The sequence below is a fragment of the Streptomyces sp. B3I8 genome (genome assembly GCF_030816915.1).
Classification (GTDB): Bacteria; Actinomycetota; Actinomycetes; order Streptomycetales; family Streptomycetaceae; genus Streptomyces.
Genome location: NZ_JAUSYN010000002.1, coordinates 4,491,122 through 4,517,340, shown reverse-complemented (window position 1 = coordinate 4,517,340; position 26,219 = coordinate 4,491,122). Strand labels below are relative to the sequence as shown.

Genomic DNA, 26,219 nt, shown 5'->3' with positions numbered 1-26,219 from the left:
ATACGAATAGGTCGGCGAAGAAGCGACGCCCCGTCGTCGGCCGACCGGCACAGGCTACGAGTGATCCTGTGGACCGTGGCGGGAGCGGGGACCCTGGGCTTTCTCGTCGCGCTGGAATGCGCCGCGCGCCACTACGGCTTCCGGGGGCCGCTCACGAACCAGAGCCGCGAGCTGATCTTCGCGCCGCGGTCGGGACCGCTGCTGTACGCCGGTCTCGCGCTGACGATGGTGGTGCTCACCTGGCGCCAACGGCTTATCGCGGTGAGCTGTGCGGTCGGCATCGACGTCGTCTTCTTCCTGGTGCGGTTGATGACCGGCGGCGACCTGCAGTTCGGCAACGGAGCGCTGTGGGTGATGCTGGGCTGCGCGGCCGTCGGTCTCGTCCGCCGCACCGGCCGGGAGCGCGCGCTGCTGCTGAAGGGGACCGGACTCGGTCTGCTGCTGGTGAACGGACACCTCACGGGCGACACCTGGCTGCTCATCACCTCCAAGACCCGTCCGACGGTCCTCGACCCGTACGTGGCGACCGCCGACCACGCGCTGGGCAACCCCTCCTGGGTGGTCGGCCGCGTCGTCGACGCCAGCGGACCGGTGGGCGAGCTGCTGCTGCACCTCGTCTACGGCCAACTCCCGCTGGCCGCCGCGCTCATGGCGCTGTACCAGTTGCGGAACGTGGCGGTCGAGCGTCGGTTTCCGCGCCACCACCTGGTGCCCACCTTCCTGGTCATCGGCCTGCTCGGACCGGCCGTGTACATGCTCTTTCCGGTCGTCGGCCCGGTCTTCGCCTACGGGACCGACGGCGGGGCGTGGGCGACGGCCCACCTGTGGCCGCACACCGCGCCGCCCCTCGGCACGCCGCATCCCATCCCGTTCGACGGGATCACCCCGCGCAACTGCATGCCCAGCCTGCACACCGCGTGGGCGACCACGCTCTTCGTGCACACCCGCGAGGGCTCCCGGCTCATGCGGTCCGTCGGCGCCTTCTGGCTGGTCGCCACCCTCACGGCGACCCTGGGCTTCGGCTACCACTACGGCGCGGACCTCGTCGCCGGTGTCGTCTTCGCGCTCACCATCGAGGCGGGGATGCGCGCGCTCGGCCGCGGCTGGGACCGCTCCGCCACCCTGCTCGTCACCCACGGCGCGGTGGTCTTCGCGGCGCTCCTGACGGCGTACCGCTACCTCCCGACTCAGCTCGCGGGGCACCCGTGGCTGGGCGGCCCCCTGCTGCTCCTCGCCATGGCCTCGGTCGTGCACCACTACGTGCGGACGGCCAAGGGGTGGAAGGCGACCCCGCCCACCGCGCGGACGCGGATCGCGGCCCGCGAAGCCCCCGGGGACGCGGAGCCGCGCCTGCCGGGCCCACGTTCCGGCGAACCCCAGACCGAGCCCGCGTGAGCGGCACCGGGAGGGGCGCCCGTGGTGGTCCCCCTCCCGGAATCCGCGCCCACACTCGCACCCGCGCCCGCGCTCACCCCGGTGTCGCGGGACTCGCGTCGGCGAAGCCCAGGCGGGCCTGCTCCTCCTCGACGATCCGCCGGGTCGGCTCCGTGTCGGACACGTCGACCGCGTCCGGCGTGGCCTCGGCCATGGCACTGCGGCGGGCGTGGGCGTCGAACAGCAGGGTCTTGCGCTCCAGCATCCGCACCAGGCGCTCGTCCACTCCCCCGGTGGTCAGCAGCCGGTGCACACCCGGCAGCACGGCGGGACCGGGCGTCGCGGCGAAGTCGTCGTCGACCACCTGCCGCGCCCGCTGACGAGCCGGATCGGAGACCGGCCCCTTGCGGCTCTCGCAGTCCGCCACGTACTCGTCCAGGACCTGCCCACACAGCTCACGCTCGACCGCCTCGGCGATGAACGCGGAGAACTCCCGCTTGCCCACCCGCGCCCGAATCGCCTCCACGGTCCCCTCGGGCAGCGACAAGCTCACCCGCGTCGCCGGCCCCTCCCCGATGCCGTACGTCGCCTCAGCCCTACTCCAAGTGTCGAACGAGTAGGAAAACGCCACGCCCGCAGCACCTTCGCACTCCGCCGGCGCCCCGCCCGCACACATTCCGGCACGGGAAAGGACGAAGGGCCCGACTCCGAGGAGCCGGACCCTCTTCGACCCGCGCGTGGGCCGGATCATCGACGTGTTGATGCGTTGATGCGTCAGCCGCTACACGTTGAACCTGAACTCCACCACGTCGCCGTCCTGCATGACGTAGTCCTTGCCCTCCATGCGGGCCTTGCCCTTCGCGCGGGCCTCGGTGACCGAGCCGGTTTCGACCAGGTCCTCGAAGGAGATGACCTCGGCCTTGATGAAGCCCTTCTGGAAGTCGGTGTGGATGACACCGGCGGCCTCGGGGGCGGTGGCGCCCTTCTTGATGGTCCAGGCGCGGGACTCCTTGGGGCCCGCCGTCAGGTACGTCTGCAGGCCGAGGGTGCGGAAGCCGACGTGGGCGAGGGTGGCGAGGCCGGGCTCCTCCTGGCCGACGGACTGGAGGAGTTCGAGCGCCTCGTCCTCGTCCAGCTCTGCGAGGTCCGCCTCCAGCTTGGCGTTGAGGAAGATCGCCTCGGCGGGGGCGACCAGGGCACGCTGCTCGTTCTTGAAGTCGTCGTCCGTCAGCTCGTCCTCGTCGACGTTGAAGACGTAGAGGAACGGCTTGGTGGTGAGCAGGTGCAGGTCGTGCAGGAGTTCGTTGCGCTCGGTGCCCTGGACGATGCCGTGGGCGAAGAGCGTGTCGCCCTTCTCCAGGATCTCCTTGGCCTCCTCGACCGCCTTCACCTTGGGGCCGACGTCCTTCTTGATCCGCGACTCCTTCTGCAGGCGCGGCAGGACCTTCTCGACGGTCTGCAGGTCGGCGAGGATCAGCTCGGTGTTGATCGTCTCGATGTCGTCCTTGGGCGAGACCTTGCCGTCGACGTGCACGACGTTCTCGTCCTTGAAGGCGCGGATGACCTGGCAGATGGCGTCGGACTCACGGATGTTCGCGAGGAACTTGTTGCCCAGTCCCTCGCCCTCGCTCGCGCCGCGCACGATTCCGGCGATGTCGACGAAGTCCACGGTCGCCGGAAGCATGCGCTGGGACGAGAAGATCTCGGCCAACTTCTTCAGGCGGGGGTCGGGGACGCCGACCACGCCGACGTTGGGCTCGATCGTGGCGAACGGGTAGTTGGCCGCGAGCACGTCGTTCTTGGTCAGGGCGTTGAAAAGGGTCGACTTGCCGACATTGGGCAGACCGACGATTCCGATCGTGAGCGACACGTTGCGACTTCCCGTACGTGAGGAGGGGGTGGTGGGGCGATGGGGCGGTGGCCCGCTCCCGGCCGCAGGCCCGGGCCCGCCGGGCGGGGCCGGGCGGGGGTGCGGTGCGGGCCGATCCACCAGTCTACGGCGTGCGGCCGGCCGCCTTCGGCGACGTCCGGAACACAGCATTCCCCACGCCGAGGACACGGCGACGGCGTGTCTGTGGGGTGATTCGGCACATTGTCAGACCTAAGTTGGTCCGGTGGAGCAACACAGGACGCCGCCTGCCCGGTACGGACCGCGCCGCGGTGCGCCGCTGCCCCCGCAGGGCGGACGGCGCCCCGCGTCCGCCCCAGGCATGCGTGGGGCGGGCGCACGGCCGGTGGCCGCGCGGCGGCCCGGCCCCGGCGCGGGGGCCCCGGCCCGGCCGCAGGTCCGGCGGCTGCCCAACCCCCGGCTCACCGGGCTCGGCGGCGGGCTGTTCGCGGGGGCGGCGATGCTGGTGCTGGGATTCCTGGACCGGGTGCTGTTCGACGGGTCCCTGACCGCGTACGGGGTGCTGTTCCTGCCGGTGTGCGTGCTCACGGCGCTCTGGATCCGGCCGGGCGACCTGCTGACGGCACCCGTCGTGGCGCCGATCGCGTTCACGGTCGGCCTGCTCCCGGCCGTTCCCGGGGACGGCGGGCTCGGCGGCAGGTTCATGGCCCTCGTCACCGCCCTCGCCACCCGGGCGGGCTGGCTGTACGGGGGGACGGCGGTGGCCGCGGTACTGGTGGGAGTACGGGCCGCCGCCCGCCGGCGGGCGGGCACGGCAGCCCGGGCCGGCGGGACGGCGAAGCCGGGCGCTGCCGGGGGTGCGGGCGCGGGAGGGTCCGGCGGCGCCCGGGGATCCGGTGCGCCCCGGAGACCGGGGCGGCCGACCGCACGCTGACCGGGGGCCGGCCCGCCCCGGGGACGTGCCCGGAGCGCCGTGCTCTCAGGCGCGCTGTGCCGCGCGCATCGCCGCGCCCACGATCCCGGCGTTGTTCTGCAGTTCCGCCGGGACGATCGGTGCCCTGATGCCCTCGATGTGCGGCAGGAACTTGTGGGCCTTGCGGCTCACCCCGCCGCCGATGACGAACAGTCCGGGCGAGAACAGCATCTCCACGTGCGCCAGGTACTTCTGGACGCGGCGCGCCCAGCGCTCCCAGGAGAGGTCCTCGTCCTCCTTCGCCTTGCTGGAGGCCCGTGTCTCCGCGTCGTGGCCGTTCAGTTCCAGGTGCCCGAGCTCCGTGTTCGGCACCAGCGCACCGTCGGTGAAGACCGCGCTCCCGATCCCCGTACCGAACGTCAGCAGCACGACCGTCCCCTGCCGCCCGCGCCCCGCGCCGAACTCCATCTCGGCGACGCCCGCCGCGTCCGCGTCGTTCAGGACCGTCACCGGCAGGCCGCCCAGCCGCTCGCTCAGCAGCGCACGCGCGTCGGTGTCGACCCAGGCCTTGTCCACGTTCGCCGCCGTGCGCACCATGCTGCCGCCGGTCACGACGCCGGGGAAGGTGACGCCCACCGGGCCGGTCCAGCCGAAATGGTCGACGACCTGCTTCACCCCGTCCGCCACCGTGTCCGGCGTGGCCGGGTGGGGGGTGAGTACCTTGTGGCGCTCCTGCGCGAGGTCGCCCTTGTCCAGGTCCACGGGGGCGCCCTTGATTCCGGAGCCGCCGATGTCCACACCGAAGATCTGCATGGGCTTACGGTACGTGGCGCCCCGTCAGCCCGTCGTCCCCCCGCGCTCCGCGACCAGCGCCGCGGCCTCCTCGCGCAGGTCCCGGCGCAGCTCCTTGGGCAGCGAGAAGGCGATGGACTCCTCGGCCGCCTTGACGATCTCGACGTCCTCGAAGCCGTGCCCCGTGAGCCGTTCGAGCACCTGCTCGACGAGCACCTCCGGCACCGACGCCCCCGATGTCACGCCGACCGTCGAGACGCCGTCCAGCCAGGCCTCGTCGATCTCGTCGGCGAAGTCGACCAGGTACGCGGCGCGCGCGCCGGCGAGCTTGGCGACCTCGACCAGCCGCTTGGAGTTCGAGGAGTTCCGCGAGCCGACCACGATGACCAGGTCCGCCTCGGCGCCCATCTGCTTCACCGCGAGCTGGCGGTTCTGCGTGGCGTAGCAGATGTCGTCGCTCGGCGGTGAGAGGAGCTGGGGGAACTTGCCCTTGAGGGCGTCGACGGTCTCCATGGTCTCGTCCACGGAGAGGGTGGTCTGGGAGAGCCAGACGACCTTCGAGGGGTCGCGCACCTCGACATTCGCGACGTCGTCCGGGCCGTCGACGAGCTGGATGTGCTCGGGCGCCTCGCCGGACGTGCCGATGACCTCCTCGTGGCCCTCGTGCCCGATCAGGAGGATGTCGTAGTCGTCCTTGGCGAACCGGACGGCCTCCTTGTGCACCTTGGTCACCAGGGGGCAGGTCGCGTCGATGGTGGCGAGGCGACCGCGCTCGGCCTCCTCGTGGACGACCGGGGCGACGCCGTGCGCGGAGAACATCACGATGTTGCCCGGCGGCACCTCCTCCGTCCGCTCGACGAAGATCGCACCCTTCTTCTCCAGGGTCTGCACGACGTACTTGTTGTGCACGATCTCGTGGCGGACGTAGACGGGGGCCCCGTACTGCTCCAGGGCCTTCTCCACGGCGATCACCGCGCGGTCGACGCCCGCGCAGTAGCCACGGGGGGCGGCGAGCAGGACACGGCGGCGGGCAGGCGAAGCGCTCATGTTCCCCATCGTAGGGCGTCACGGCGGACGTCACGCCGGGCGTCGCGACCGCCGTCGCCGGGGACGTCACACCGGGCATCGCCCCCGGGGCTCCCGAGCGACGTCGGCGGCGTTGTCGTACCCGCCCGTTACGCTCGGCGCATGGCTGTCAACACGTCCGCCGACGCCCCCCTGCCCGTGGGACAGGTGTCGCGGCTCATCGGGGGGTGGATCGACCGGCTCGGCGCGGTCTGGGTGGAGGGTCAGATCACCCAGCTCTCGCGCCGGCCGGGCGCCGGAGTCGTGTTCCTGACCCTGCGCGACCCGTCGCACGACATCTCGGTCGGCGTCACCTGCTACCGACAGGTGTTCGACGCCGTGGCCGACGTGGTGAGCGAGGGCGCCCGTGTCGTCGTGCACGCGAAACCGGAGTGGTACGCGCCGCGCGGGCAGCTCTCGCTGCGGGCCGCCGAGATACGGCCGGTCGGAGTGGGCGAACTGCTGGCGCGGCTCGAGCAGCTCAAGAAGTCCCTCGCCGCCGAGGGGCTGTTCGCGGCCGACCGCAAGAAGCCGCTGCCCTTCCTGCCCCGGCTCGTCGGGCTGGTGTGCGGCAGGGCGTCGGCCGCCGAGCGGGACGTCCTGGAGAACGCCCGGCACCGCTGGCCCGCCGTCCGCTTCGAGGTGCGGAACGTGCCGGTGCAGGGGGTGCACGCGGTGCCCCAGGTCGTCCAGGCCGTCAAGGAGCTCGACGCGCACGAGGAGGTGGACGTGATCGTCGTGGCGCGCGGCGGCGGCAGCGTGGAGGACCTGCTGCCGTTCTCCGACGAACAACTCGTGCGGACGGTCGCGGACTGCCGTACGCCGGTGGTCTCGGCCATCGGGCACGAACCGGACACCCCGCTCCTGGACTACGTGGCCGATCTGCGCGCGTCCACCCCGACCGACGCCGCGAAGAAGGTCGTACCGGACGTCGGTGAGGAGCTGGAGAAAGTGCGCGGGCTGCGCGACCGGGCGCGGCGGTGCGCACACGCGTTCGTCGAGCGGGAGGAGCGGGGGCTCGCGCACGCGCTGGCGCGCCCCTGCATGGAGGACCCGCACCGGATGGTGGACGAGCGGGCGGACCACGTCGCCGCGCTGACCGACCGCTCCCGGCGCACTCTCGGGCATCTGCTGGACCGCGCGGACTCGGAGCTGTCGCACACCCATGCGCGCGTGGTCGCGCTGTCCCCGGCGGCGACGTTGCGGCGTGGGTACGCGGTGCTGCAGAAGGCCGACGGGCACGTGGTGCGCTCACCGGCGGAGGTCGGCGCGGAGGAGCCGCTGCGGGCGCGGGTGGCGGAGGGCGACTTCGCGGTACGGGTCGTGCGGGCCGCACCGGCCGGGGATCCGGCCGACGAGCAGCGGGACGAGCGGGACACACAGCAGGAAGTGGGCGCATGACCAGCACGGACACCGGCATGAACACGGACACGGACACCGGCGATGGCGCCGGCGAGGCCGGGAACGGCACGAAGAAGGGCGAGGCGCTCGGCTACGAGCAGGCGCGGGACGAGCTGATCGAGGTCGTCCGGCGACTGGAGGCGGGGGGTACGACCCTGGAGCAGTCCCTGGCGCTGTGGGAGCGCGGGGAGGAACTGGCGAAGGTGTGCCGCAGATGGCTGGAGGGCGCCCGCGCCCGCCTGGACGCGGCCCTCGCCGAGGAGGAGGGGGAGACCGAGGGGGAGGAATAGCCCCCTGGCTCCCCCCTCCCCCTCGGCCGCCGGCTCAGGCCAGGCCGGGGCCCCGCACCGGGATGCTCGTGAACGTGGGCGGCTCGGCGGGGGCCTGGAAGAAGTCGTTGCCCTTGTCGTCCACCACGATGAACGCCGGGAAGTCCTCGACCTCGATCCGCCAGACCGCCTCCATGCCGAGCTCCTCGTACTCGACGACCTCGACCTTCTTGATGCAGTCCTGGGCGAGCCGGGCGGCGGGGCCGCCGATGGAGCCGAGGTAGAAGCCGCCGTGCGCGTCGCACGCGTCGGTGACCTGCTTGCTGCGGTTGCCCTTGGCGAGCATCACCTTCGAGCCGCCCGCCGCCTGGAACTGCTCCACGTAGGAGTCCATGCGGCCGGCCGTGGTCGGGCCGAAGGAACCGGAGGCGTAGCCCTCGGGGGTCTTGGCCGGGCCGGCGTAGTAGACCGGGTGGTCCTTGAGGTACTGCGGCATCTCCTCGCCCGCGTCCAGCCGCTCCTTGATCTTGGCGTGGGCGATGTCGCGGGCCACGACCAGCGGGCCGGACAGCGAGAGCCGGGTCTTGACCGGGTATTTGGTCAGCTCGGCGAGGATCGCGTCCATCGGCTGGTTGAGGTCGATCTTCACGACGTCACCGGCCTCCTCCAGGTGCACGTCGGTGGTGTCCGGCAGGAAGCGCGCCGGGTCGGTCTCCAGCTGCTCCAGGAAGACGCCCTCGGCGGTGATCTTCGCGACGGCCTGGCGGTCGGCGGAGCAGGAGACGGCGATGGCGACGGGGCAGGAGGCGCCGTGCCGGGGCAGGCGGACCACGCGGACGTCGTGGCAGAAGTACTTGCCGCCGAACTGCGCGCCGATGCCGATCTTCTGCGTCAGCTCGAAGACCTTCTCCTCCAGCTCCTTGTCGCGGAAGCCGTGGCCGAGCGGGGAGCCCTCGGCCGGGATCTCGTCGAGGTAGTGCGCGGAGGCGTACTTGGCGGTCTTCAGAGCGTACTCGGCGCTCGTGCCGCCGACGACGATCGCCAGGTGGTACGGCGGGCAGGCGGCCGTGCCGAGCGAACGGATCTTCTCCTCCAGGAACTTCATCATGGAGCCCTCGTTGAGGACCGCCTTGGTCTCCTGGTAGAGGAAGGACTTGTTGGCGCTGCCGCCGCCCTTGGCCATGAAGAGGAACTTGTAGGCGCCGCCGTCGGTCGCGTACAGCTCGATCTGGGCGGGGAGGTTGGAGCCGGTGTTCTTCTCCTCCCACATGGTGAGCGGAGCCATCTGCGAGTAGCGCAGGTTGAGGTTGTGGTAGGCGTCGTAGATGCCCCGGGACAGGGCCTCCTCGTCGCCGCCCTCGGTGAGCACGTGCTGGCCTCGCTTGCCCATGACGATCGCGGTGCCGGTGTCCTGGCACATGGGGAGCACGCCCGCGGCGGCGATGTTGGCGTTCTTCAGCAGGTCCAGGGCGACGAACTTGTCGTTGGCGGACGCCTCGGGGTCGTCGATGATCCGGCGGAGCTGGGCGAGGTGGGCCGGGCGCAGGTAGTGCTGGATGTCGTGGATGGCCGTCTCCGCGAGCTTGCGCAGGGCCTCGGGCTCGACCTTGAGGAAGGTTCGCCCGTCGGCGTCGAAGGTGGAGACACCCTCGGAGGTCACCAGCCGGTAGGGGGTGGTGTCCTCTCCCATGGGGAGCAGATCGGTGTACGCGAACTCAGGCATTCTCGCCCATTCCTCACTCGACATGACGCGTCGCGGGCTTTCTCGGCGACGGCGGCCAGCCTCTCGTCGGCAGCGTCCACCAGCGTAGGACCTGCCGGTGGGAGCGTGAGGGTGAGGTAGGGCTCACTTCCGGGCGGACGGTCTCCGCGGACGGTCTCCGCGGACGGTCTCCGCGGACGGTTTTCCACAGACTTCGACAAGGGGTAGTCGCGATCTATCGCGTTTCGGTACTCTGCTGCCGTGGACCTGAAGAAGAGCCCCGCCCCGACCGACGCCCGGCCCGACTCCCCCGCCGGCGACCGGCCCCTGCCGCCGACCGAGCTGCGCTGCTCGGACGCCGACCGGGACCGCATCGCCGACATGCTCCGCGACGCCCTGTCCGAGGGGCGGCTCACCGCGGACGAGCACGCCGAGCGCGTCGAGGGGGTGCTCCGCGCCAAGACGGTCGGCGAACTCGACGCCTTCGTACGGGACCTGCCCGCCGCGCACGGCTCCCGCCCGTCCGGCTCGCAGGCCGCCCCGCCGCCGAACCGCCCCTCCGCCGCGATACCGGCGGAGGCCGACGAGAACGTGGTCGCGGTGTTCAGCACCGCGGTGCGCAGGGGCCGTTGGCGGGCCGGGCGGCGCATCCACGCGTACGCGATCTTCGGCAGCGTCGAGATCGACCTGAGCGAGGCGCTGTTCGAGTACCAGCAGATCGTGGTGAAGGCGATATCCGTCTTCGGCGACGTGCAGGTGCGCGTCCCGGAGAACGTGTCGATGCGCGGTACGGGCGGCGGTGTACTGGGCAACTTCGAGGTCAGCCCGCTGGACTCGGGCGACCCCCGGGCGCCGATGGTCTTCGTGGACGGCTGGGCGGTGCTGGGCAACGTCGAGGCGACGCCCCGGAAGGGACGGCTGGTCGCGGACATCCTGGAGCGGGTGTCGGAGCGGGTCTCACGGAGCATGGACCGCAAGTCGGCAGGCGAGTGGGAACGCAAGGTGAACCACAAACTGGAGCAGGTCGACCGGAAGATGCGGCGGCGCATGGGGCTGTGAACCGGAAGGCGGCCGGGAAGCGCCACGGAAGGCTGCCCGGGAGTCGGTACGCCACGCTTAGGGCCCCGCACAGCGGGTAAGGCTTGCTGCATCGTCTCTCGCTCGCGAAGCCGTCGTCAGGAGTAGACCGTGCCGCAATCGCCGCATTCGTCTCTGCAGGTCGCCGCAGTTCCGTCCCAGCGCGGGCCCGGGCGGGACCGGGACCAGGACGCCCCGTGGCACACGGAGGCCGTGTGCCGGCGCGACGAGGCGGGACTGTTCTTCGCACCGTCCAAGGAGCCGACCGCGGCACGACTGTCGCGCGAGGAGGCGGCGAAGCGGGTCTGCGCGCGATGCCCGGTGATGGTGGAGTGTCGGGAGCACGCGCTGATGCAGCCGGAGCCGTACGGGGTGTGGGGCGGGCTGACCGCCGCGGAACGGCGCGTGGTGCTGGCGCGACGGCGGCGCCGGGACGTGGAGCTGAAGAAGGCGGCGGGCGCGCCGATAGCGGCGGCGGGATAGGTCCGGTCGACCGGACCGACGGGACACCCCCGCGCGGCCGCCCGCGCAGGGGAGCAGTGAAAGCGCGCCCCGCCTCCGCCCCTACATCCCGCGGTCGAAGTCGACCGTGGAGTACGCCCGGAGCTTGCTGAGGCGGTGGACCGAGTCGATCCGCCGCACCGTCCCGGACTTCGACCGCATCACGATGGAGTCCGTCGTCGCCGTCTCCGAGCGGTAGCGCACCCCGCGCAGGAGTTCGCCGTCGGTGATTCCCGTGGCGACGAAGAAGACGTTCTCGCCGGAGACCAGGTCGTCGGTGGTCAGGACCCGGTCCAGGTCGTGCCCGGCGTCCAGGGCCCGCTGCCGTTCGGCGTCGTCCTTGGGCCAGAGCTTGCCCTGGATGGTGCCGCCCAGGCACTTCACCGCGCACGCGGAGATGATGCCCTCTGGGGTGCCGCCCACGCCCAGCAGCAGGTCGATGCCGGTGCCCTCGCGCAGCGCGAGGATGGAGCCGGCCACGTCGCCGTCGGAGATCAGCTTGATGCGGGCGCCGGTGGCCCGCACCTCCCGGATCAGGTCCGTGTGGCGCGGCCGGTCCAGGATGACGACGGTGACGTCTTCGGGGGTGGAGTTCTTCGCCTTGGCGACGCGGCGGATGTTGACGTGCACGGGCGCGTCGATGTCGACGTAGTCGGCGGCCTCGGGGCCGGTGACCAGTTTGTCCATGTAGAAGACGGCGGACGGGTCGAACATCGTGCCGCGGTCGGCGGCGGCGAGCACCGCGATGGCGTTGGGCATGCCCCCGGCGGTGAGCGTGGTGCCGTCGATGGGGTCGACGGCGATGTCGCACTCGGGGCCGGTCCCGTCGCCGACGTGCTCCCCGTTGAAGAGCATCGGGGCCTCGTCCTTCTCGCCTTCACCGATGACGACGACGCCGTTCATCGAGACGGTCGAGACGAGGGTGCGCATCGCGCGCACGGCCGCCCCGTCGGCTCCGTTCTTCTCGCCGCGGCCGACCCAGCGGCCCGCGGCCATGGCGGCGGCCTCGGTGACCCGGACCAGTTCCAGGGCGAGGTTGCGGTCGGGGGCCTCGGAGGGGACCTCGAGCTCGGACGGCAGATGGTGGTGGTTCTCGGTCATCGGAGCGCACCTTTCTGATACGGCGACGGCCGGATGAGGGTATGAGCCCGACTGTATCCCCGAGTGGGCAGAATGAGCAGGGGGCCCCACGGATGAGCGGTCCCGGGTACCTGCGACGATAGGGGCGTGGCTGGTACGAACGGCAAGCAGAAGACGGTCCGGGACATGATCCTCTCCCTGGCCCTCATCGGGCTGATGGCAGGAGTCATCTACCTCTTCCTCCCGCACGACGACTCGGCCCCCGACGTCAAGCGGGTGAGCTACGACGTGGAGCTCGTCACAGCCCGGCGCGCGGCCGCCTATCCCGTCGCCGCGCCCGACGGGCTGCCCGACAGCTGGAAGGCCACCTCGGTCCGTTTCGACGGCGCCTCCTTCGACCACTGGCATCTGGGTTTCCAGGATCCGAAGGGTCAATACGTGGCGATCGAGCAGTCGACCCAGAAGGCGGCCACGTTCATCGACGAGGCGAGCCAGGGCTCCGGGCCCACGAAGACCACCCAGGAGATCGGCGGCCGCACCTGGCGGCACTACACCGGCGGCCGCTACGACGCGCTCGTGTCCAAGGACAAGGGTTCGACGACGCTGGTGACGGGCACCGCCTCGTTCACCCGGCTGGCCGAGATGGCGAAGTCGCTGAAGTCGTCGTAGCCGCCGCGCCCGGGAAGACGGAAAGCGCACGGCGGACGGCGCGGCGCGGGAATACCGCCGCGTCCCTCGCACGCTCACGCTCCCGGAGGTACGACGACGATGACGACGACGCACATCACTGACGACGACACCCAGGACTACCGCATCGAGCACGACTCCATGGGGGAGGTCCGCGTGCCCGCCCGGGCGAAGTGGCGGGCGCAGACCCAGCGGGCCGTGGAGAACTTCCCCGTCTCCGGGCAGCGCATCGAGCGCGCCCACATCGAGGCGCTGGCCCGCATCAAGGGCGCCGCGGCCAAGGTGAACGCGGACCTCGGGGTGATCGACAGGCCCGTCGCGGAGGCGATCGCGGACGCGGCCGCCGAGGTCGCCGAGGGGCGCTGGGACGACCACTTCCCGGTCGACGTGTTCCAGACCGGTTCCGGCACCTCGTCGAACATGAACACCAACGAGGTCATCGCCACCCTCGCCACCGAGCGGCTGGGCCGGGACGTCCACCCCAACGACCACGTGAACGCCTCGCAGTCGTCCAACGACGTCTTCCCCTCCTCCCTGCACATCGCGGCCACCGCCGCCGTGACCCGGGACCTGATCCCCGCCCTCGAACACCTGGCCGCCTCGCTGGAACGCAAGGCGGAGGAGTTCGCGGACGTGGTGAAGTCCGGGCGTACGCATCTGATGGACGCCACGCCGGTCACGCTCGGCCAGGAGTTCGGCGGCTACGCGGCGCAGGTGCGGTACGGGGTGGAGCGGCTGACCGCCTCGCTCCCCCGGCTCGCCGAGCTGCCGCTGGGCGGCACGGCGGTCGGCACCGGCATCAACACCCCGCCCGGCTTCTCGGCCGCCGTGATCGCCGAGGTCGCCCGGGCCACCGGTCTGCCGCTGACCGAGGCGCGCAACCACTTCGAGGCACAGGGCGCGCGGGACGGCGTCGTGGAGACCAGCGGGCAGCTGCGGACCGTCGCGGTGGGCCTGACGAAGATCGCCAACGATCTGCGGTGGATGTCCTCCGGGCCGCGCACCGGGCTGGCCGAGATCAGCCTGCCGGATCTGCAGCCGGGCTCGTCGATCATGCCGGGGAAGGTGAACCCCGTCATCCCCGAGGCCGTGCTGATGGTGGCGGCGCAGGTGACGGGCAACGACGCGACGGTGGCGGCGGCCGGCGCCGCCGGCAACTTCGAGCTGAACGTGATGCTGCCGGTCATCGCGAAGAACGTGCTGGAGTCGGTGCGGCTGCTGGCGAACGTGTCCCGGCTGCTGGCGGACCGCACGGTGGACGGGATCGTCGCGCACCGCGAACGGGCGCGGGAGTACGCGGAGTCGTCCCCGTCGGTGGTGACGCCGCTGAACAAGTACCTCGGGTACGAGGAGGCGGCGAAGGTGGCGAAGAAGTCCCTGGCCGAGCGGAGGACGATCCGGGAGGTCGTGGAGCAGGGCGGCTATGTGGAGCGGGGGCTGCTGACCGCGGAGCAACTGGACGAGGCACTCGACGTCCTCCGCATGACCCGCCCCTGAGGCTGCGCGCGGCGCCCGCCCCCTGAAAGCGTGCACCCGCCTCGCGAGCGCCCGCCACCCGACTCGCGAGCGCGCTCGTCGCCCGTCCTTTCGGCGCGCTGCGCGGTGCCCCGTCCCCCCCTCTCCCACCCCCGCCCCTACTATTTCCGCATGGCGAAGGACATGGGAGCCGTGAGGCCGAAGGAACGGGGCGCCCGGGCGCCCCACTGGGAACCCGGCACCCCCATCCTGTGGCGGTACCGCGAGAACGCCGGCCCGCGCATTCACATCGCCCGCCCCGTCACCGTCGTCCGGGACGACGAGGAACTGCTCGCCGTCTGGCTGGCGCCCGGCACCGAATGCGTCAGGCCGGCCCTCGCCGACGGCAGCCCCGTCCACCGGGAGCCCCTGGCCACCCGGTACACCACGCCCCGCACCACGCACCGCGACCGCTGGTTCGGCACCGGCGTCCTCAAGCTGGCCCGCCCGGGCGAGCCCTGGTCGGTGTGGCTGTTCTGGGAGCCGGGCTGGCGGTTCAAGAACTGGTACGTCAACCTGGAGGAGCCGCTGACCCGCTGGTCCGGCGGTGTGGACTCCGAGGACCACTTCCTGGACCTCTGCGTCTACCCGGACCCGCACCTGGGGCTGGCGCGACGAGGACGAGTTCGAACAGGCCCGACGCGACGGCCTGCTCGACGCGGCGGGCGCCGCCCGGGTGCGGGAGGCCGGCCGGGCGGCGCTGGAGGTGGTGCGGGCGTGGGGCACACCGTTCGCGGACGGGTGGGAGAACTGGCGCCCGGACCCCGACCACCCCGTGCCGGCACTGCCGGACGACTGGGACGGCACGCCCGCCCCGGCGGCCCGGTGAGGGCGGCTCTCGCGGGCGCGGCGCGTGTGGGCGCCTGCACCGGCCCGCACACCTGCCCGCACCTCGTGCCCGGCATCGTATGTCCGTACACACGGTCGCATGAGACCCTTGTGGCGCCCCCTGGGGCCAACCGTAGGATCGTCCTCCGCAAGGGCGCGCCACGGCAACACCCGCGGCGGGCGCCGGGCCTGACACAACGTCACCGAGGGGCGGCAGACCGTGAGCGAGGGGTACGAGGAACGGACCGGCCGCGGCGCCGCCAGGCCGCGCGGCGGTGTGGCGAGAACGGCCCCTGAGCACGCGGGAGCCCTGTTCCGCGACCCGGTGTCGCGGGTATCCGGAATGGCGCGGCACGAACTGCACGCGCGGCGCCCAGCCCCCGACGGACGGATTCGACACGCGTGACGGAGCAGCCCACATCCCATGAACGGCCCCAGCCGGGTGCCGTCCCCGCGCCCCAGCCGGGCGTCGGCCCCGCGGACCCCCGAGGGGCGCTTCCTCGTGTCCCCGCGTCCCCCGCCTCCCCGGCCGTTTCCGCCGTGCCGGGTCCGCTCGTGGAGGGCGATCCCCTCGCCGCGGCGCCCGAGGTGCCCGCGGCTCCGGTGCCGCAGGCCTCGGCCGGTGGGCAGAGCGGCCGGTCCACTCCGTCCGGCACGCCGCTGCCGGTGGGCGACGGCGACGGGGCCGAGCACTCCCAGCCGGCCGCCGAGGAGCCCGGCCCGCACCGCCCGCGCCCCGCGCCGGACTCCATGCCGGTGCAGCCGGCCGGCGGCGCGCAGGAGTGGACCCCCGCCCCGTCCGCCGGCCTGGAGCGCCGCACCGGGCGGTCCGCGCCGCCGCACGGCCCGATGCCGATGCGCCGGGACGGTGACCGGCTGCGCTTCGTCGGCGCCGCGACCCGCCGGATCGCCCGCGGCATCGACCTCGACGAGATCGTCATGGGACTGTGCCGGGCCACCGTGCCGACGTTCTCCGACGCGATCCTCGTCTATCTGCGCGACCCCCTGCCGGTCGGCGACGAGCGGCCCACCGGCCCGCTGCTGCTGCGGCTGCGCCGTACCGACCGCATCCCGCAGCAGCGGGACGTGGAGGACGGCATCCTGCCGGTGCCCGCGCCGGAGAGCGCGGGGCTGACCGCGCGCACCAACGACCTGTGCGAGGTGCGGCCGGGCGGTGCGCTGGCCGAGGTGCTGCGCGGGGTGCGCCCGGTGTTCGCCGACGCCCCCGGCGCCGCGGACGCGCTGCCCGAACTCCTCGGCGAGGACCTCCCCGTCCCGCCCGGGCAGCACGCGATCCTCGCCCCACTGCGCGGCCGCCGCCGGGTGATCGGCGCGGCACTGTTCCTGCGCCGGCCCGAGCGCCCCGCGTTCGAGGCGGACGACCTGCTGGTCGCCGCGCAGCTCGCCACGCACAGCGCGCTCGGCATCGACAAGGCCGTCCTCTACGGCCGCGAGGCCTACATCGCGGACGAGCTGCAGCGCACGATGCTCCCCGAGCACCTGCCGCGCTGCACCGGCGTCCGGCTGGCCTCGCGCTACCTGCCGGCGGCGGAGACCGCGCGGGTCGGCGGCGACTGGTACGACGCGATCCCGCTGCCCGGCAGCCGGGTCGCCCTCGTCGTCGGCGACGTCATGGGCCACTCCATGACCTCCGCCGCGATCATGGGCCAGCTCCGCACCACCGCGCAGACCCTCGCCGGACTCGACCTGCCGCCGCAGGAGGTGCTGCACCACCTCGACGAGCAGGCCCAGCGGCTCGGCACCGACCGCATGGCGACCTGCCTGTACGCGGTCTACGACCCGGTCGCGCACCGCATCACCGTCGCCAACGCCGGCCATCCGCCGCCGGTGCTGCTGCACCTGGGCGGCCGGGCGGAGGTCCTGCGGGTGCCCGCGGGTGCCCCGATCGGCGTGGGCGGCGTGGACTTCGAGGCCGTCGAGCTGGACGCGCCCGCCGGCGCCACCCTGCTGCTCTACACCGACGGGCTGGTGGAGTCGCGGCTGCGGGACGTGTGGACCGGCATCGAGCAGCTCCGCGAGAAGCTCGCCTCCACCGCGCAGCTCACCGGCGTCGACCACCCGCCGCCGCTGGAGGCGCTGTGCGACGAGGTGCTCGACATGCTCGGCCCGGGCGACCGGGACGACGACATCGCGCTGCTCGCCGCCCGCTTCGACGGGATCGCGCCGAGCGACGTCGCGTACTGGTTCCTGGAGCCCGAGGACTCCGCCCCGGGCCGCGCCCGCCGGCTGGCCCGGCGCGCCCTGTCCCGGTGGGGCCTCGAGGAAATGACCGACTCGGTGGAGCTGCTGGTCAGCGAGGTCGTCACCAACGCCGTGCGGTACGCGTCGCGGCCGATCACCCTGCGCCTGCTGCGCACGGACGTGCTGCGGTGCGAGGTGGGCGACGACGTGCCGCAGCTCCCCCGACTGCGGCAGGCGCGCGCCACGGACGAGGGCGGCCGCGGGCTGTACCTCGTCAACCGGCTGGCGCGGAGGTGGGGAGCGACGCGGCTCAGCACGGGGAAGGTCGTCTGGTTCGAACTGAACCGGGGGTGACCGCGAACCGGGGCTGACCGGACGGGGCGGCGGCCGCGGGGCGGCGCCGCCGCCCTGGACTGTCAACACGCGTTGGCCTAAGTTGGTCGGCATGACCGGCACCACGGAGAACCAGCAGGCCGCACGGCGTTCCGACGCCACCCGGGCCACGATCCTCGCCGCGGCCCGCGAGCGGTTCGCCGCGGACGGCTACGAGAAGGCGACCATCCGGGCCATCGCGCGCGACGCGCGGATCGACCCGTCGATGGTGATGCGCTACTACGGCAACAAGGCCGGCCTGTTCGCGGCGGCCGTCGCGATCGACCCCGGGCTGCCCGGTCTGACCCTCGACTCGCGCGAGGACATGGGCCGCACGCTGGTACGCCACTTCCTCACCCTGTGGGAGGAGAACGGGGAGTTCACCGCGCTGATGCGGGTCGGCGCCACCGACGCGGCCGCCGCCGAGCGCATGCAGGTCGTGCTGCGCGACCAGTTGATCCCGCTGGCCCGCCGGGTGGGCCCGGAGCCGGAACAGGCGGCCACCCGGGCGGCCCTGTGCGCCTCGACCGTGCTGGGGCTCGCGCTGACGCGCTATGTGCTGCGGTTCCCGGCGAGCGTGGCGCTCGGCCGCGAGGAGATCGTGGACTGGCTCGGACCCACGATCCAGCGGTACCTCACCGCGCCCACCCCCTGAGGCACGCGCCACCGCCACCCGCGGGGTCCGCCCGCCGGTTTCCCACACCCCCGACGGAGGTGCGGGGAACCGGCGGGCGCCGGCTCGGCCGCCGTCGTTCACTCCCCGAACAGATCGCCCTCGTCCTCCTCGCCGCCGTCCTCGCCCGACGCCGTGTTGCTGGGGCTGGCGGGGGGCGAGCTCGTGACGGGCGGCTTGGAGGTCTCCTCGTCGCCCTTGGCCGGGGAGCTCGTGGTCGCGTCCGGGGACTTCGACTCCGGCGGCTTGCTCGACGCCGTCTTCGACGGGGTGTGGGACGGCGTGTCGCTCATCGTCGGCGAGTTGGACTTCTGGACCGCCGCGCCCTCCTTGGTGTCCAGGTCGAACTTGGTGACCTTGCCGATCGCGTCGAACATGTATGTGGCCCAGATCTGCGCCGGGTAGCCGCCGCCGTTGACGCGCGGCAGGCCGCCCGCCCCGTACATCGCCACCTGGCTGTGGTTCTTGGCGCTCTCGCCGAACAGTCCGACCGAGGTGACCAGGCCGGGCGTGTAGCCGGTGAACCAGGCCGACTTGTTGTTGTCGGAGGTACCCGTCTTGCCGGCCACCTGCTGGCCGTCGCGCTTGGGGTTGTCGCGCACGGAGGTGCGGGCCGTGCCGTCGTCGACCACGCCGGTCAGCACCGAGGTGACCGTGTCGGCCGCCACCTTGCTGACGACCTGGCCGCCGATCGGGTCCGGCAGGTCGACCACCTGGTCCTTGTGATCGACGGACTTGAGGATCGAGGGGGTGACCTTCTTGCCGTGGTTGTCGAGGGTCGCGTAGACGCCTGCCATCTCCAGCGGGCTCGCGCCCATCGAGCCCAGGGTCTGCGCGGGCACCGCCTTCAGCCCCTCGGTGTCCATGCCCAGGTCGCCCGCCGTCTTCAGCACGTTGTCCATGCCGACGTCGACACCCATCTGCGCGAAGACCGAGTTGACGGACTGGTTCATCGCCGTCTGCACGGTGATGTCGCCGTAGTCGTGGTCGTCCTCGTTCTCCGGGGCGAAGCCGATGTCGCTGCCCACGACCGGACGTTTGCTGGTGCCGTCGTAGATCGTGTTGGAGTTGATGTCCTTGCCGTCCTGGGTCTTCGCGCCCTGGTCCAGGGCGGCGGCCAGGATGACCGGCTTGAAGGTGGAGGCGGGCTGGTAGTCCGTGCGCGTCGCGTTGTCGGTGAAGTGCTTGACGTAGTCGATGCCGCCGTACAGGGCGAGGACCTTGCCGGTCTTCGGGTCGACGGATACCGCGCCGGCCTGCACGTCGGCGTCGACCTTGCGCTTCTTCCTGTCCAGCTTGCTGGTGAGCTGGGACTTGACCGACTTCTCCAGCTCGGCCTGCTTCTTCTTGTCGATGTTCAGGGTGATGGTCCAGCCCTGGTTCTCGACCTTCGCCGCCGCCTCGGACTGGGTGAGGTTCTGCTCCTTCATGATCTGCTTCTCGAGCTGCGCGTTGGCGAGGTTCACCAGGTAGCCGGTCTGCCCCTCCATGCCGGGGGCGGCCTTGGGGTCCTTGGGCGTCGGGAACGTCAGGCCGGCGCGCTCGGACTTGTCCAGCCAGCCCTGCTCGACCATGTTGTCCAGGACGTAGTTCCAGCGGGCCTTGACCAGCTTCTTCCCGGTGTCCGTCGCGACCGCCCAGTCGTACTGGCTCGGCGCCTGGAGCAGTGCGGCGAGATAGGCGCCCTGCTGGACGTTCAGGTCCTTGGCGTCGACGTTGTAGTACGCCTGCGCGGCGGCCTGGATGCCGTACGCGCCGCGGCCGTAGTAACTGGTGTTGATATAGCCGGCGAGGATGTAGTCCTTGGACTTCTCCCGGTCCAGCTTCAGGGAGATGACCAGTTCCTTGAACTTGCGGGTGACCGTCTGCTGCTGCGTCAGGTAGTAGTTCTTGACGTACTGCTGGGTGATGGTCGAACCACCCTGCGCGCCCTTGCCGGAGACGGTGTTGAGCAGACCGCGGGCGGTGCCCTTGAGATCGACGCCGGAGTCGTTGTAGAAGGTCTTGTTCTCGGCGGCGACGAACGTCTTCTGGACCTGCTTCGGGACCTCGGAGAGGTCCACCTCCTCGCGGTTGATCTCTCCCTTGCGGGTGAGTATCGAGCCGTCGCTGTACTTGTAGATGTTGCTCTGGAGCTTGGCGGCGGCGTTCCCCTCGGGGATCTGGATCATCATGTACATCACGACGAAGGCGCCGATGCCGAGCAGGCACACCCCGAGGAACGTGCCGAGCACCTTCTTCCAGGTGAACAGGCGGCGTATGCGGCCCTTCCCGGCGTTCTTGGCGGCCCCGCCGCGCTTGCCCCGGCCCTTGGCGGCGCGGCGGGCCGCCGCACGGCCCGCTCCCGCCGTCGAGTCGGCGCCGGCGTCCGCCGTGGACGGCGACACGGCCTCACGGACCTGCTCCGAGCGGTTGGGGGGAGCCGCGCGGCGGCCGCCGCGCTGCCGCGCTCGTCTCTCTTCCGCTCGTCCCATGAGTAGATCCGCTCCGCTTCGCTCTCGTCGGTCACGCAGGTCGTCGCACAAGTCAGCTTTGAAAGCTAACACCGCACGATGTGACGCCAGGGCGGCAAAAGCCGCCCTACCGTGCCTAAACGGACGTGACAATCAGCACCCGTCCGAAGAAATCGACGGCGCGCACGGCCGAAGGGTTGCCCAGACGGCTAAAGTGTTATCACTTAGATAGCACCGAGGAGGGCGGCATCGCCCTCCTCGCACTTCGAACAACGGGGGCCCACTCATGTCCGCACACGAACCGTCAGGGTCCGGACCGACCACACCCGGACCGACCTCTCCCGCGACCGGCGCCGTCGGCGCGCCCGACGTCCCCGAGATGCCCGCACCCGCCGTGCGCGAGTCCCCCGCCCACAGCATCGGCGGCGGCCTCGCGCTGCTGCTCGGCCTGGTGGGGCTGCTGATCGCCGTCGGCCTGCTCGCGACCGCCGCCGCCCTCACCTCGGCCGGGGCCAAGGCGGTACTCATCGTCCTCGGCCTCCTGATCGGCCTCTCGGCGGTCGTCGCCATGCGCGGGCTCAACATGGTCGCGCCGGGCGAGGCGCGGGTGGTCCAGCTGTTCGGCCGGTACCGGGGAACCATCCGGGACGACGGCCTGCGCTGGGTCAACCCCCTCACCACGCGGCGCAGGATCTCCACCCGGGTGCGCAACCACGAGACGGCCGTCCTGAAGGTCAACGACGCCTACGGCAACCCGATCGAACTGGCCGCGGTCGTGGTCTGGAAGGTCCGCGACACCGCCCAGGCCTCCTTCGAGGTGGACAACTACGTGGACTTCGTCGCCACGCAGACCGAGGCGGCCGTCCGCCACATCGCCATCGAGTACCCCTACGACGCCCACGACGAGGGCGGCCTCTCGCTGCGCGGCAACGCCGAGGAGATCACCGAGAAGCTCGCCGTCGAGCTGCACGCGCGCGTGGCGGCGGCCGGGGTGCGGATCGTCGAGTCCCGCTTCACCCACCTCGCGTACGCTCCCGAGATCGCCTCCGCGATGCTGCAACGGCAGCAGGCGGGCGCGGTCGTGGCGGCCCGGCGGCAGATCGTGGACGGGGCGGTCGGCATGGTCGAGGCGGCGCTCGCCCGGATCGCCGAACAGGGCATCGTCGAGCTGGACGAGGAGCGGAAGGCGGCGATGGTGTCGAACCTGATGGTGGTGCTGTGCGGTGACCGGGCGCCGCAGCCGGTGCTGAACACGGGGTCGCTGTACCAGTGACCGAGTCCTCGAAGGACGCCGAGCGTCCTGCGGAACATCCCGCGGAGCGCCCGCGGGGGGCGCCGCGGGAGTCGCGGCGGCAGGAACCGGCCGCCGCGACGCCGGCGTCCGGCTCCACGCCCGCGTCTGCGCCCGCGTCTGCGCCCGCGTCCGCGTCCCCCAAGCCGCGCAAGCAGGTGCTGCTGCGGCTCGACCCGCTCGTCTACGAGGCGCTCGCGCGGTGGGCGGGGGACGAACTGCGCTCCACCAACGCGCAGATCGAGTTCCTGCTGCGCAGGGCGCTGGGTGAGGCGGGGCGGCTGCCGCGGGGGGCGGCCCCCATCCGCCGCCGGGGGCGCCCCACGAGCAGGGGCTCCGGGGAACCCGAGGGGGCCGGGGAACCCGGCGGTTCCGAGAAGTAGACCGGCGCGGAAACCGGCCCCGCCGGTGGACGCCCGGCCTCGGAGGCGCCGTCACGAGACTGTGACAATCCCGCCCCACCTGCGCCCTCGCACCCCCCGCCACGCACTCCGCACTCCGCGTATACACCGTAGGTATACGTCGTGTGTACAGTGCTCCGCATGTCCATCGGTCACACGCTGCTCGGACTCCTGGAGTCCGGCCCCCGCCACGGTTACGACCTCAAGCGGGCCTTTGACGAGAAGTTCGGTCACGACCGGCCGCTGCACTACGGCCAGGTCTACTCGACGATGTCCCGACTGCTGAAGAACGGGCTCGTCGAAATCGACGGCATCGAGGCGGGCGGCGGTCCCGACCGCAAGCGGTACGCCATCACCGAGGCGGGCGTCACCGACGTACAGCAGTGGCTCGCCACCCCGGAGAAGCCCGAGCCGTACCTGCAGTCGGTGCTGTACACCAAGGTCGTCCTGGCGCTGCTCACGCACCGCGACGCCGCCGACATCCTGGACACCCAGCGCTCCGAGCACCTGCGGATGATGCGCATCCTCACCGACCGCAAGCGCCACGGCGACCTGGCCGACCAGCTCATCTGCGACCACGCCCTCTTCCATCTCGAGGCCGATCTGCGGTGGCTGGAACTGACCGCCGCGCGCCTCGACAAACTCGCCCAGGCGGTGACCCGATGACCCCTCCCCCCGGCTCCCTGCTCGCGGCCGAGGAGCTGCGCAAGGCGTACGGCCCCACGATGGCCCTCGACGGCGCGCACTTCTCGATCCATCCCGGCGAGGTCGTCGCCGTCATGGGCCCCTCCGGCTCCGGCAAGTCGACGCTGCTGCACTGCCTGGCCGGCATCGTGCCGCCCGACTCCGGTTCGATCACCTACAACGGGCGCGAGCTCGCCACGATGAGCGACGCCCAGCGCAGCGCGCTGCGCCGCTCGGAGTTCGGTTTCGTCTTCCAGTTCGGCCAGTTGGTGCCGGAGCTGACCTGCGTGGAGAACGTCGCGCTGCCACTGCGGCTGAACGGCACCTCCCGCAAGGAGGCCGAGCGGGCCGCGCTCGGCTGGATGGAGCGGCTGGAGGTCGACGACCTGCGCAAGAAGCGCCCCGGCGAGGTCTCCGGCGGTCAGGGCCAACGGGTCGCGGTGGCCCGTTCGCTGGTCACCGGACCGCGCGTGCTGTTCGCCGACGAGCCGACCGGCGCCCTGGACTCGCTCAACGGCGAGCGGGTGATGGAGCTGCTCACCGAGGCGGCCCGGTCCACCAACGCCGCCGTGGTGCTGGTGACCCACGAGGCACGGGTGGCCGCCTACTCCGACCGCGAGATCGTCGTACGGGACGGCAAGTCACGGGACATGGAGCGCGTCGTATGAGCGCCCGCACCTGGGTCCGTGACCTCTCGCTGGGCGCCCGGTTCGCCGTCACCGGCGGCCGCGAGGGCTGGACGCGGACCCTGCTCACGGCGGTCGGTGTGGGGCTCGGAGTGGGGCTGCTGCTGCTCACCACCGCGCTGCCCAGCGTCATCGGCCGACGGCACGACCGCGACGACGCCCGGCGGGACTTCTCGTTCGCGGCGGCGAAGGCCATTCCCCGCGCCGACGACACCGTGGTCGCGGCGCACGTCGACACCTCGTTCCACCACGACGACGTCCGCGGCCGGCTGTTGCAGCCCGAGGGCCCCGAGGCGCCGGTGCCGCCGGGCGTGCGGGCGCTGCCGGGGGCGGGCGAGATGGTGGTCTCCCCCGCGCTGAAGAAGCTGCTGGACTCCGACGACGGCGCGCTGCTGCGCGAGCGGCTGCCCTACCGCACGGTCGGCACGATCGGCGAGTCCGGACTCATGGGCCCGGGCGAACTCGCCTACTACGCCTACTCCGGCAAGCTCGCGCCGCGCGTCGGCAAGGACGCGAGCGTGGGCCGCGTCGACCACTTCGGCTCCGCCGGGGACCCGCAGAACGACGACGGCATGCCCCCGGTCCTGATCCTGCTGATCCTTGTCATCTTCGTGGTGCTGCTGATGCCGGTCGCCGTGTTCATCGCGGCGGCGGTGCGGTTCGGCGGCGAGCGCCGCGACCGGCGGCTCGCGGCGCTGCGCCTGGTCGGCTCCGACGGCGGCATGACGCGCCGCATCGCGGCCGGCGAGGCGCTGGCCGGGGCCGCGTTCGGGCTGCTGTTCGGCGCCGGGTTCTTCCTGCTCGGCCGGGAACTCGTGGGCTCGGTCGATCTGTTCGGCATCAGCGTGTACCCGAGCTACCTGACGCCCTCGCCGCTGCTCGCCGTGCTGGTCGCCCTCGCGGTCCCGGCGGCCGCGGTCCTGGTCACGCTGTTCGCACTGCGCGGCGTCGTCATCGAACCGCTCGGCGTGGTGCGCACGGCGAAGCCGGCCCGGCGCCGGCTGTGGTGGCGGCTTCTGCTGCCGGTGGCCGGTCTGGCGATGCTCTACCCGATGATCGGCAAGGGCAACGACGACGGGAACTTCAACCAGTACCTGGTCATCGGCGGCGTCCTGCTGCTGCTGATCGGCGTGACCGCGCTGCTGCCGTGGGTCGTGGAGTCCGTCGTCGGACGGCTCGACTCGGGCGGCGTGTCCTGGCAACTCGCCGTGCGGCGACTTCAGTTGAGCAGCGGCACGGCGGCCCGCATGGTCAACGGGATCGCGGTCGCGGTGGCCGGGGCGATCGCCCTGCAGATGCTGTTCGCGGGCGTCGAGGACGACTTCACCAAGAGCACCGGCCGGGACCCGCTGCGCGCGCAGATGGAGATCGACGTCAACAGCACGAGCAGGGTCGACACCGTCGGCGGCAAGGTGGAAACGGAGTTCAAGCACACCAAGGGCGTGGCCTCGGCCGTGGCGCTGTCCGCCGTCAGCTACGGCGAGCGGCGCAAGGACCCCGAGCTCTCCGCCGACCTCACCGTCGGCACCTGCGCCTCCCTGCGCGAGATCGCGGTGCTCCCCTCCTGCCACGACGGCGACGTCTTCGCCCTCCCGGAACCCGCCGACGACTCCGGCCAGGGCCCCGTGTACAGCCCCGAGGACGGCTCCGCGGACAACTCCGTGGAGGAGCTGCTGAAGCCCGGCCGCAAGGTGTTCCTCAACCCCTCCTTCAGCGATTCGGAGCGGGGCGCCGAGGTGGCCTGGACGGTGCCGGAGGGAACGCGGACGGTGGAGCGGCGCCCCGACGCGCTGCAGAACAGCATCTACGGCCTGCTGGTGACCCCCTCGGCCGCGCCTGCGAAGGCCCGGCCGGTGATGTACGGGCGGGTGTACGTCCGCCTCGACCACTCGGTGCCGGACGCCGAGGAGCACGTACGGAACACGGCGGCGCGGGTGGACCCGTTCGCCGACGCGTGGACCTGGTCCTCACAGGAGACGTCCGAACAGTACGCGGCTGTCCGCACCGGCCTGTTCATCGGCGCGACCTGTGTCCTGGCGCTGATCGGGGCGAGCCTGCTGGTGTCACAGCTCGAACAGCTCCGGGAGCGCAAGCGGCTGCTGTCGGCGCTGGTCGCCTTCGGCACCCGGCGCCGGACACTGAGCCTGTCGGTGCTGTGGCAGTCGGCGATCCCCATCGCGCTGGGCCTGGTGCTCGCCTCGGTGGTCGGGCTGACCCTGGGCGCGGTGCTGCAGAAGATGTCCCAGGTACCGGTGCGGGTGTACTGGGGGAGCGTGCTGTCCATGACGGGGGTCGGGGCGGGCGTCGTCCTCGCGGTGACGGTCCTGAGCCTGCCGGCGCTGCTGAGGCTGATGCGCCCGGAGGGCCTGCGGACGGAATAGCGGCACGGCAGAGCAACGGAGCA

The 26,219-nt window shown here is 72.0% G+C and carries 21 protein-coding genes and 2 pseudogenes; 16 read left to right on the top strand and 7 right to left on the bottom strand.

All coding sequences use genetic code 11. From position 1 onward, the window contains the following. Positions 1-63: 63 nt before the first annotated feature. Complete coding sequence (locus tag QFZ64_RS22315; RefSeq protein ID WP_307071821.1) at positions 64-1,395, top strand: phosphatase PAP2 family protein; 1,332 nt, start codon at positions 64-66, stop codon at positions 1,393-1,395. A 322-nt stretch (positions 1,396-1,717) separates the two neighbouring features. On the opposite strand, the pseudogene QFZ64_RS22305 reads toward QFZ64_RS22315, so the two are convergent. Then, positions 1,718-2,050 (bottom strand): annotated as a pseudogene (locus tag QFZ64_RS22305) (hypothetical protein); the annotation flags it as partial. 105 nt (positions 2,051-2,155) lie between these two features. Next, positions 2,156-3,244, bottom strand: a complete 1,089-nt coding sequence (gene ychF, locus QFZ64_RS22300) for a redox-regulated ATPase YchF (RefSeq protein ID WP_307068412.1) — start codon at positions 3,242-3,244, stop codon at positions 2,156-2,158. A 340-nt stretch (positions 3,245-3,584) separates the two neighbouring features. On the opposite strand from ychF, the gene QFZ64_RS22295 reads away from it, so the two are divergent. Next, a complete protein-coding gene (locus QFZ64_RS22295; protein ID WP_307068410.1) occupies positions 3,585-4,157 on the top strand; it encodes a DUF6542 domain-containing protein in 573 nt (190 codons plus the stop codon). Between the two features lie 45 nt (positions 4,158-4,202). On the opposite strand, the gene ppgK is transcribed toward QFZ64_RS22295, so the two are convergent. Together ppgK and QFZ64_RS22285 are read right to left on the bottom strand one after the other, a co-directional pair. Then, on the bottom strand, positions 4,203-4,949 hold the full coding sequence (gene ppgK, locus QFZ64_RS22290) for a polyphosphate--glucose phosphotransferase (protein ID WP_307068408.1): 747 nt from the start codon (positions 4,947-4,949) through the stop codon (positions 4,203-4,205). A 24-nt stretch (positions 4,950-4,973) separates the two neighbouring features. Beyond that, positions 4,974-5,984 (bottom strand): 4-hydroxy-3-methylbut-2-enyl diphosphate reductase, encoded by a 1,011-nt coding sequence (locus QFZ64_RS22285; RefSeq protein WP_307068405.1) that lies wholly within the window; start codon positions 5,982-5,984, stop codon positions 4,974-4,976. 132 nt (positions 5,985-6,116) lie between these two features. Between QFZ64_RS22285 and xseA the strand changes: the two genes are divergently transcribed. Together xseA and QFZ64_RS22275 are read left to right on the top strand one after the other, a co-directional pair. Then, positions 6,117-7,394, top strand: a complete 1,278-nt coding sequence (gene xseA / locus QFZ64_RS22280) for an exodeoxyribonuclease VII large subunit (RefSeq protein ID WP_307068403.1) — start codon at positions 6,117-6,119, stop codon at positions 7,392-7,394. A gap of 17 nt (positions 7,395-7,411) precedes the next feature. Next, a complete protein-coding gene (locus QFZ64_RS22275) occupies positions 7,412-7,684 on the top strand; it encodes an exodeoxyribonuclease VII small subunit (RefSeq protein ID WP_307071820.1) in 273 nt (90 codons plus the stop codon). Positions 7,685-7,718: 34 nt separating this feature from the next. Here QFZ64_RS22275 and QFZ64_RS22270 read toward each other — a convergent pair whose 3' ends face one another. Continuing rightward, complete coding sequence (locus tag QFZ64_RS22270; RefSeq protein ID WP_307068401.1) at positions 7,719-9,386, bottom strand: fumarate hydratase; 1,668 nt, start codon at positions 9,384-9,386, stop codon at positions 7,719-7,721. Between the two features lie 240 nt (positions 9,387-9,626). Between QFZ64_RS22270 and QFZ64_RS22265 the strand changes: the two genes are divergently transcribed. Then, positions 9,627-10,424, top strand: coding sequence for a DUF1707 domain-containing protein (locus tag QFZ64_RS22265; RefSeq protein WP_373430645.1), 798 nt, complete (start codon positions 9,627-9,629; stop codon positions 10,422-10,424). Between the two features lie 129 nt (positions 10,425-10,553). Beyond that, the gene (locus QFZ64_RS22260) at positions 10,554-10,925 is read left to right on the top strand and encodes a WhiB family transcriptional regulator (protein WP_307068399.1); all 372 of its coding nucleotides are present in this window, start codon (positions 10,554-10,556) and stop codon (positions 10,923-10,925) included. Positions 10,926-11,006: 81 nt separating this feature from the next. Here QFZ64_RS22260 and glpX read toward each other — a convergent pair whose 3' ends face one another. Next, the gene (gene glpX, locus QFZ64_RS22255; protein WP_307068397.1) at positions 11,007-12,044 is read right to left on the bottom strand and encodes a class II fructose-bisphosphatase; all 1,038 of its coding nucleotides are present in this window, start codon (positions 12,042-12,044) and stop codon (positions 11,007-11,009) included. Positions 12,045-12,170: 126 nt separating this feature from the next. Here glpX and QFZ64_RS22250 point away from each other — a divergent pair, with 126 nt between their 5' ends. From QFZ64_RS22250 to QFZ64_RS22230, 5 genes and pseudogenes are all read left to right on the top strand, one after another. Then, a complete protein-coding gene (locus QFZ64_RS22250) occupies positions 12,171-12,692 on the top strand; it encodes a DUF4245 domain-containing protein (protein ID WP_307068395.1) in 522 nt (173 codons plus the stop codon). Positions 12,693-12,806: 114 nt separating this feature from the next. Beyond that, complete coding sequence (locus QFZ64_RS22245; RefSeq protein WP_307071818.1) at positions 12,807-14,207, top strand: aspartate ammonia-lyase; 1,401 nt, start codon at positions 12,807-12,809, stop codon at positions 14,205-14,207. Positions 14,208-14,357: 150 nt separating this feature from the next. Beyond that, positions 14,358-15,054 (top strand): annotated as a pseudogene (locus QFZ64_RS22240) (DUF402 domain-containing protein). 401 nt (positions 15,055-15,455) lie between these two features. Further along, positions 15,456-17,609: a SpoIIE family protein phosphatase gene (locus QFZ64_RS22235; RefSeq protein ID WP_307068393.1), complete on the top strand. Its 2,154-nt coding sequence runs from the start codon at positions 15,456-15,458 to the stop codon at positions 17,607-17,609. A gap of 91 nt (positions 17,610-17,700) precedes the next feature. Beyond that, entirely contained in the window at positions 17,701-18,282 is a 582-nt protein-coding gene (locus QFZ64_RS22230; RefSeq protein ID WP_307068391.1) for a TetR family transcriptional regulator, read from the top strand. Positions 18,283-18,380: 98 nt separating this feature from the next. Here QFZ64_RS22230 and QFZ64_RS22225 read toward each other — a convergent pair whose 3' ends face one another. Beyond that, positions 18,381-20,774, bottom strand: coding sequence for a transglycosylase domain-containing protein (locus tag QFZ64_RS22225; protein ID WP_307068389.1), 2,394 nt, complete (start codon positions 20,772-20,774; stop codon positions 18,381-18,383). A 265-nt stretch (positions 20,775-21,039) separates the two neighbouring features. Here QFZ64_RS22225 and QFZ64_RS22220 point away from each other — a divergent pair, with 265 nt between their 5' ends. The 5 genes from QFZ64_RS22220 (at position 21,040) to QFZ64_RS22200 (ending at position 26,196) form a co-directional block, all read left to right on the top strand. Further along, entirely contained in the window at positions 21,040-22,026 is a 987-nt protein-coding gene (locus tag QFZ64_RS22220) for an SPFH domain-containing protein (protein WP_373430644.1), read from the top strand. Positions 22,027-22,202: 176 nt separating this feature from the next. After that, the gene (locus QFZ64_RS22215) at positions 22,203-22,427 is read left to right on the top strand and encodes a hypothetical protein (RefSeq protein ID WP_307071817.1); all 225 of its coding nucleotides are present in this window, start codon (positions 22,203-22,205) and stop codon (positions 22,425-22,427) included. A 159-nt stretch (positions 22,428-22,586) separates the two neighbouring features. Continuing rightward, on the top strand, positions 22,587-23,111 hold the full coding sequence (locus QFZ64_RS22210; protein WP_307068384.1) for a PadR family transcriptional regulator: 525 nt from the start codon (positions 22,587-22,589) through the stop codon (positions 23,109-23,111). Further along, complete coding sequence (locus tag QFZ64_RS22205; protein WP_307068382.1) at positions 23,108-23,797, top strand: ABC transporter ATP-binding protein; 690 nt, start codon at positions 23,108-23,110, stop codon at positions 23,795-23,797. Before QFZ64_RS22210 ends, QFZ64_RS22205 begins: the two co-directional genes overlap by 4 nt. Then, the gene (locus QFZ64_RS22200; RefSeq protein ID WP_307068380.1) at positions 23,794-26,196 is read left to right on the top strand and encodes an ABC transporter permease; all 2,403 of its coding nucleotides are present in this window, start codon (positions 23,794-23,796) and stop codon (positions 26,194-26,196) included. The genes QFZ64_RS22205 and QFZ64_RS22200 overlap by 4 nt, the downstream gene beginning before the upstream one ends. Positions 26,197-26,219: the final 23 nt, after the last annotated feature.

What these genes read in the sequence shown, in the direction of transcription:
- QFZ64_RS22295 (WP_307068410.1), top strand. Translation starts at nt 3,585, where the DNA reads ATGCGTGGGGCGGGCGCACGGCCGGTGGCCGCGCGGCGGCCCGGCCCC.
- ppgK (WP_307068408.1), bottom strand. Translation starts at nt 4,949, where the DNA reads ATGCAGATCTTCGGTGTGGACATCGGCGGCTCCGGAATCAAGGGCGCC.
- QFZ64_RS22285 (WP_307068405.1), bottom strand. Translation starts at nt 5,984, where the DNA reads ATGGGGAACATGAGCGCTTCGCCTGCCCGCCGCCGTGTCCTGCTCGCC.
- xseA (WP_307068403.1), top strand. Translation starts at nt 6,117, where the DNA reads ATGGCTGTCAACACGTCCGCCGACGCCCCCCTGCCCGTGGGACAGGTG.
- QFZ64_RS22275 (WP_307071820.1), top strand. Translation starts at nt 7,412, where the DNA reads ATGAACACGGACACGGACACCGGCGATGGCGCCGGCGAGGCCGGGAAC.
- QFZ64_RS22270 (WP_307068401.1), bottom strand. Translation starts at nt 9,386, where the DNA reads ATGCCTGAGTTCGCGTACACCGATCTGCTCCCCATGGGAGAGGACACC.
- glpX (WP_307068397.1), bottom strand. Translation starts at nt 12,044, where the DNA reads ATGACCGAGAACCACCACCATCTGCCGTCCGAGCTCGAGGTCCCCTCC.
- QFZ64_RS22230 (WP_307068391.1), top strand. Translation starts at nt 17,701, where the DNA reads ATGACCGGCACCACGGAGAACCAGCAGGCCGCACGGCGTTCCGACGCC.
- QFZ64_RS22225 (WP_307068389.1), bottom strand. Translation starts at nt 20,774, where the DNA reads ATGGGACGAGCGGAAGAGAGACGAGCGCGGCAGCGCGGCGGCCGCCGC.
- QFZ64_RS22220 (WP_373430644.1), top strand. Translation starts at nt 21,040, where the DNA reads ATGTCCGCACACGAACCGTCAGGGTCCGGACCGACCACACCCGGACCG.
- QFZ64_RS22210 (WP_307068384.1), top strand. Translation starts at nt 22,587, where the DNA reads ATGTCCATCGGTCACACGCTGCTCGGACTCCTGGAGTCCGGCCCCCGC.
- QFZ64_RS22205 (WP_307068382.1), top strand. Translation starts at nt 23,108, where the DNA reads ATGACCCCTCCCCCCGGCTCCCTGCTCGCGGCCGAGGAGCTGCGCAAG.
- QFZ64_RS22200 (WP_307068380.1), top strand. Translation starts at nt 23,794, where the DNA reads ATGAGCGCCCGCACCTGGGTCCGTGACCTCTCGCTGGGCGCCCGGTTC.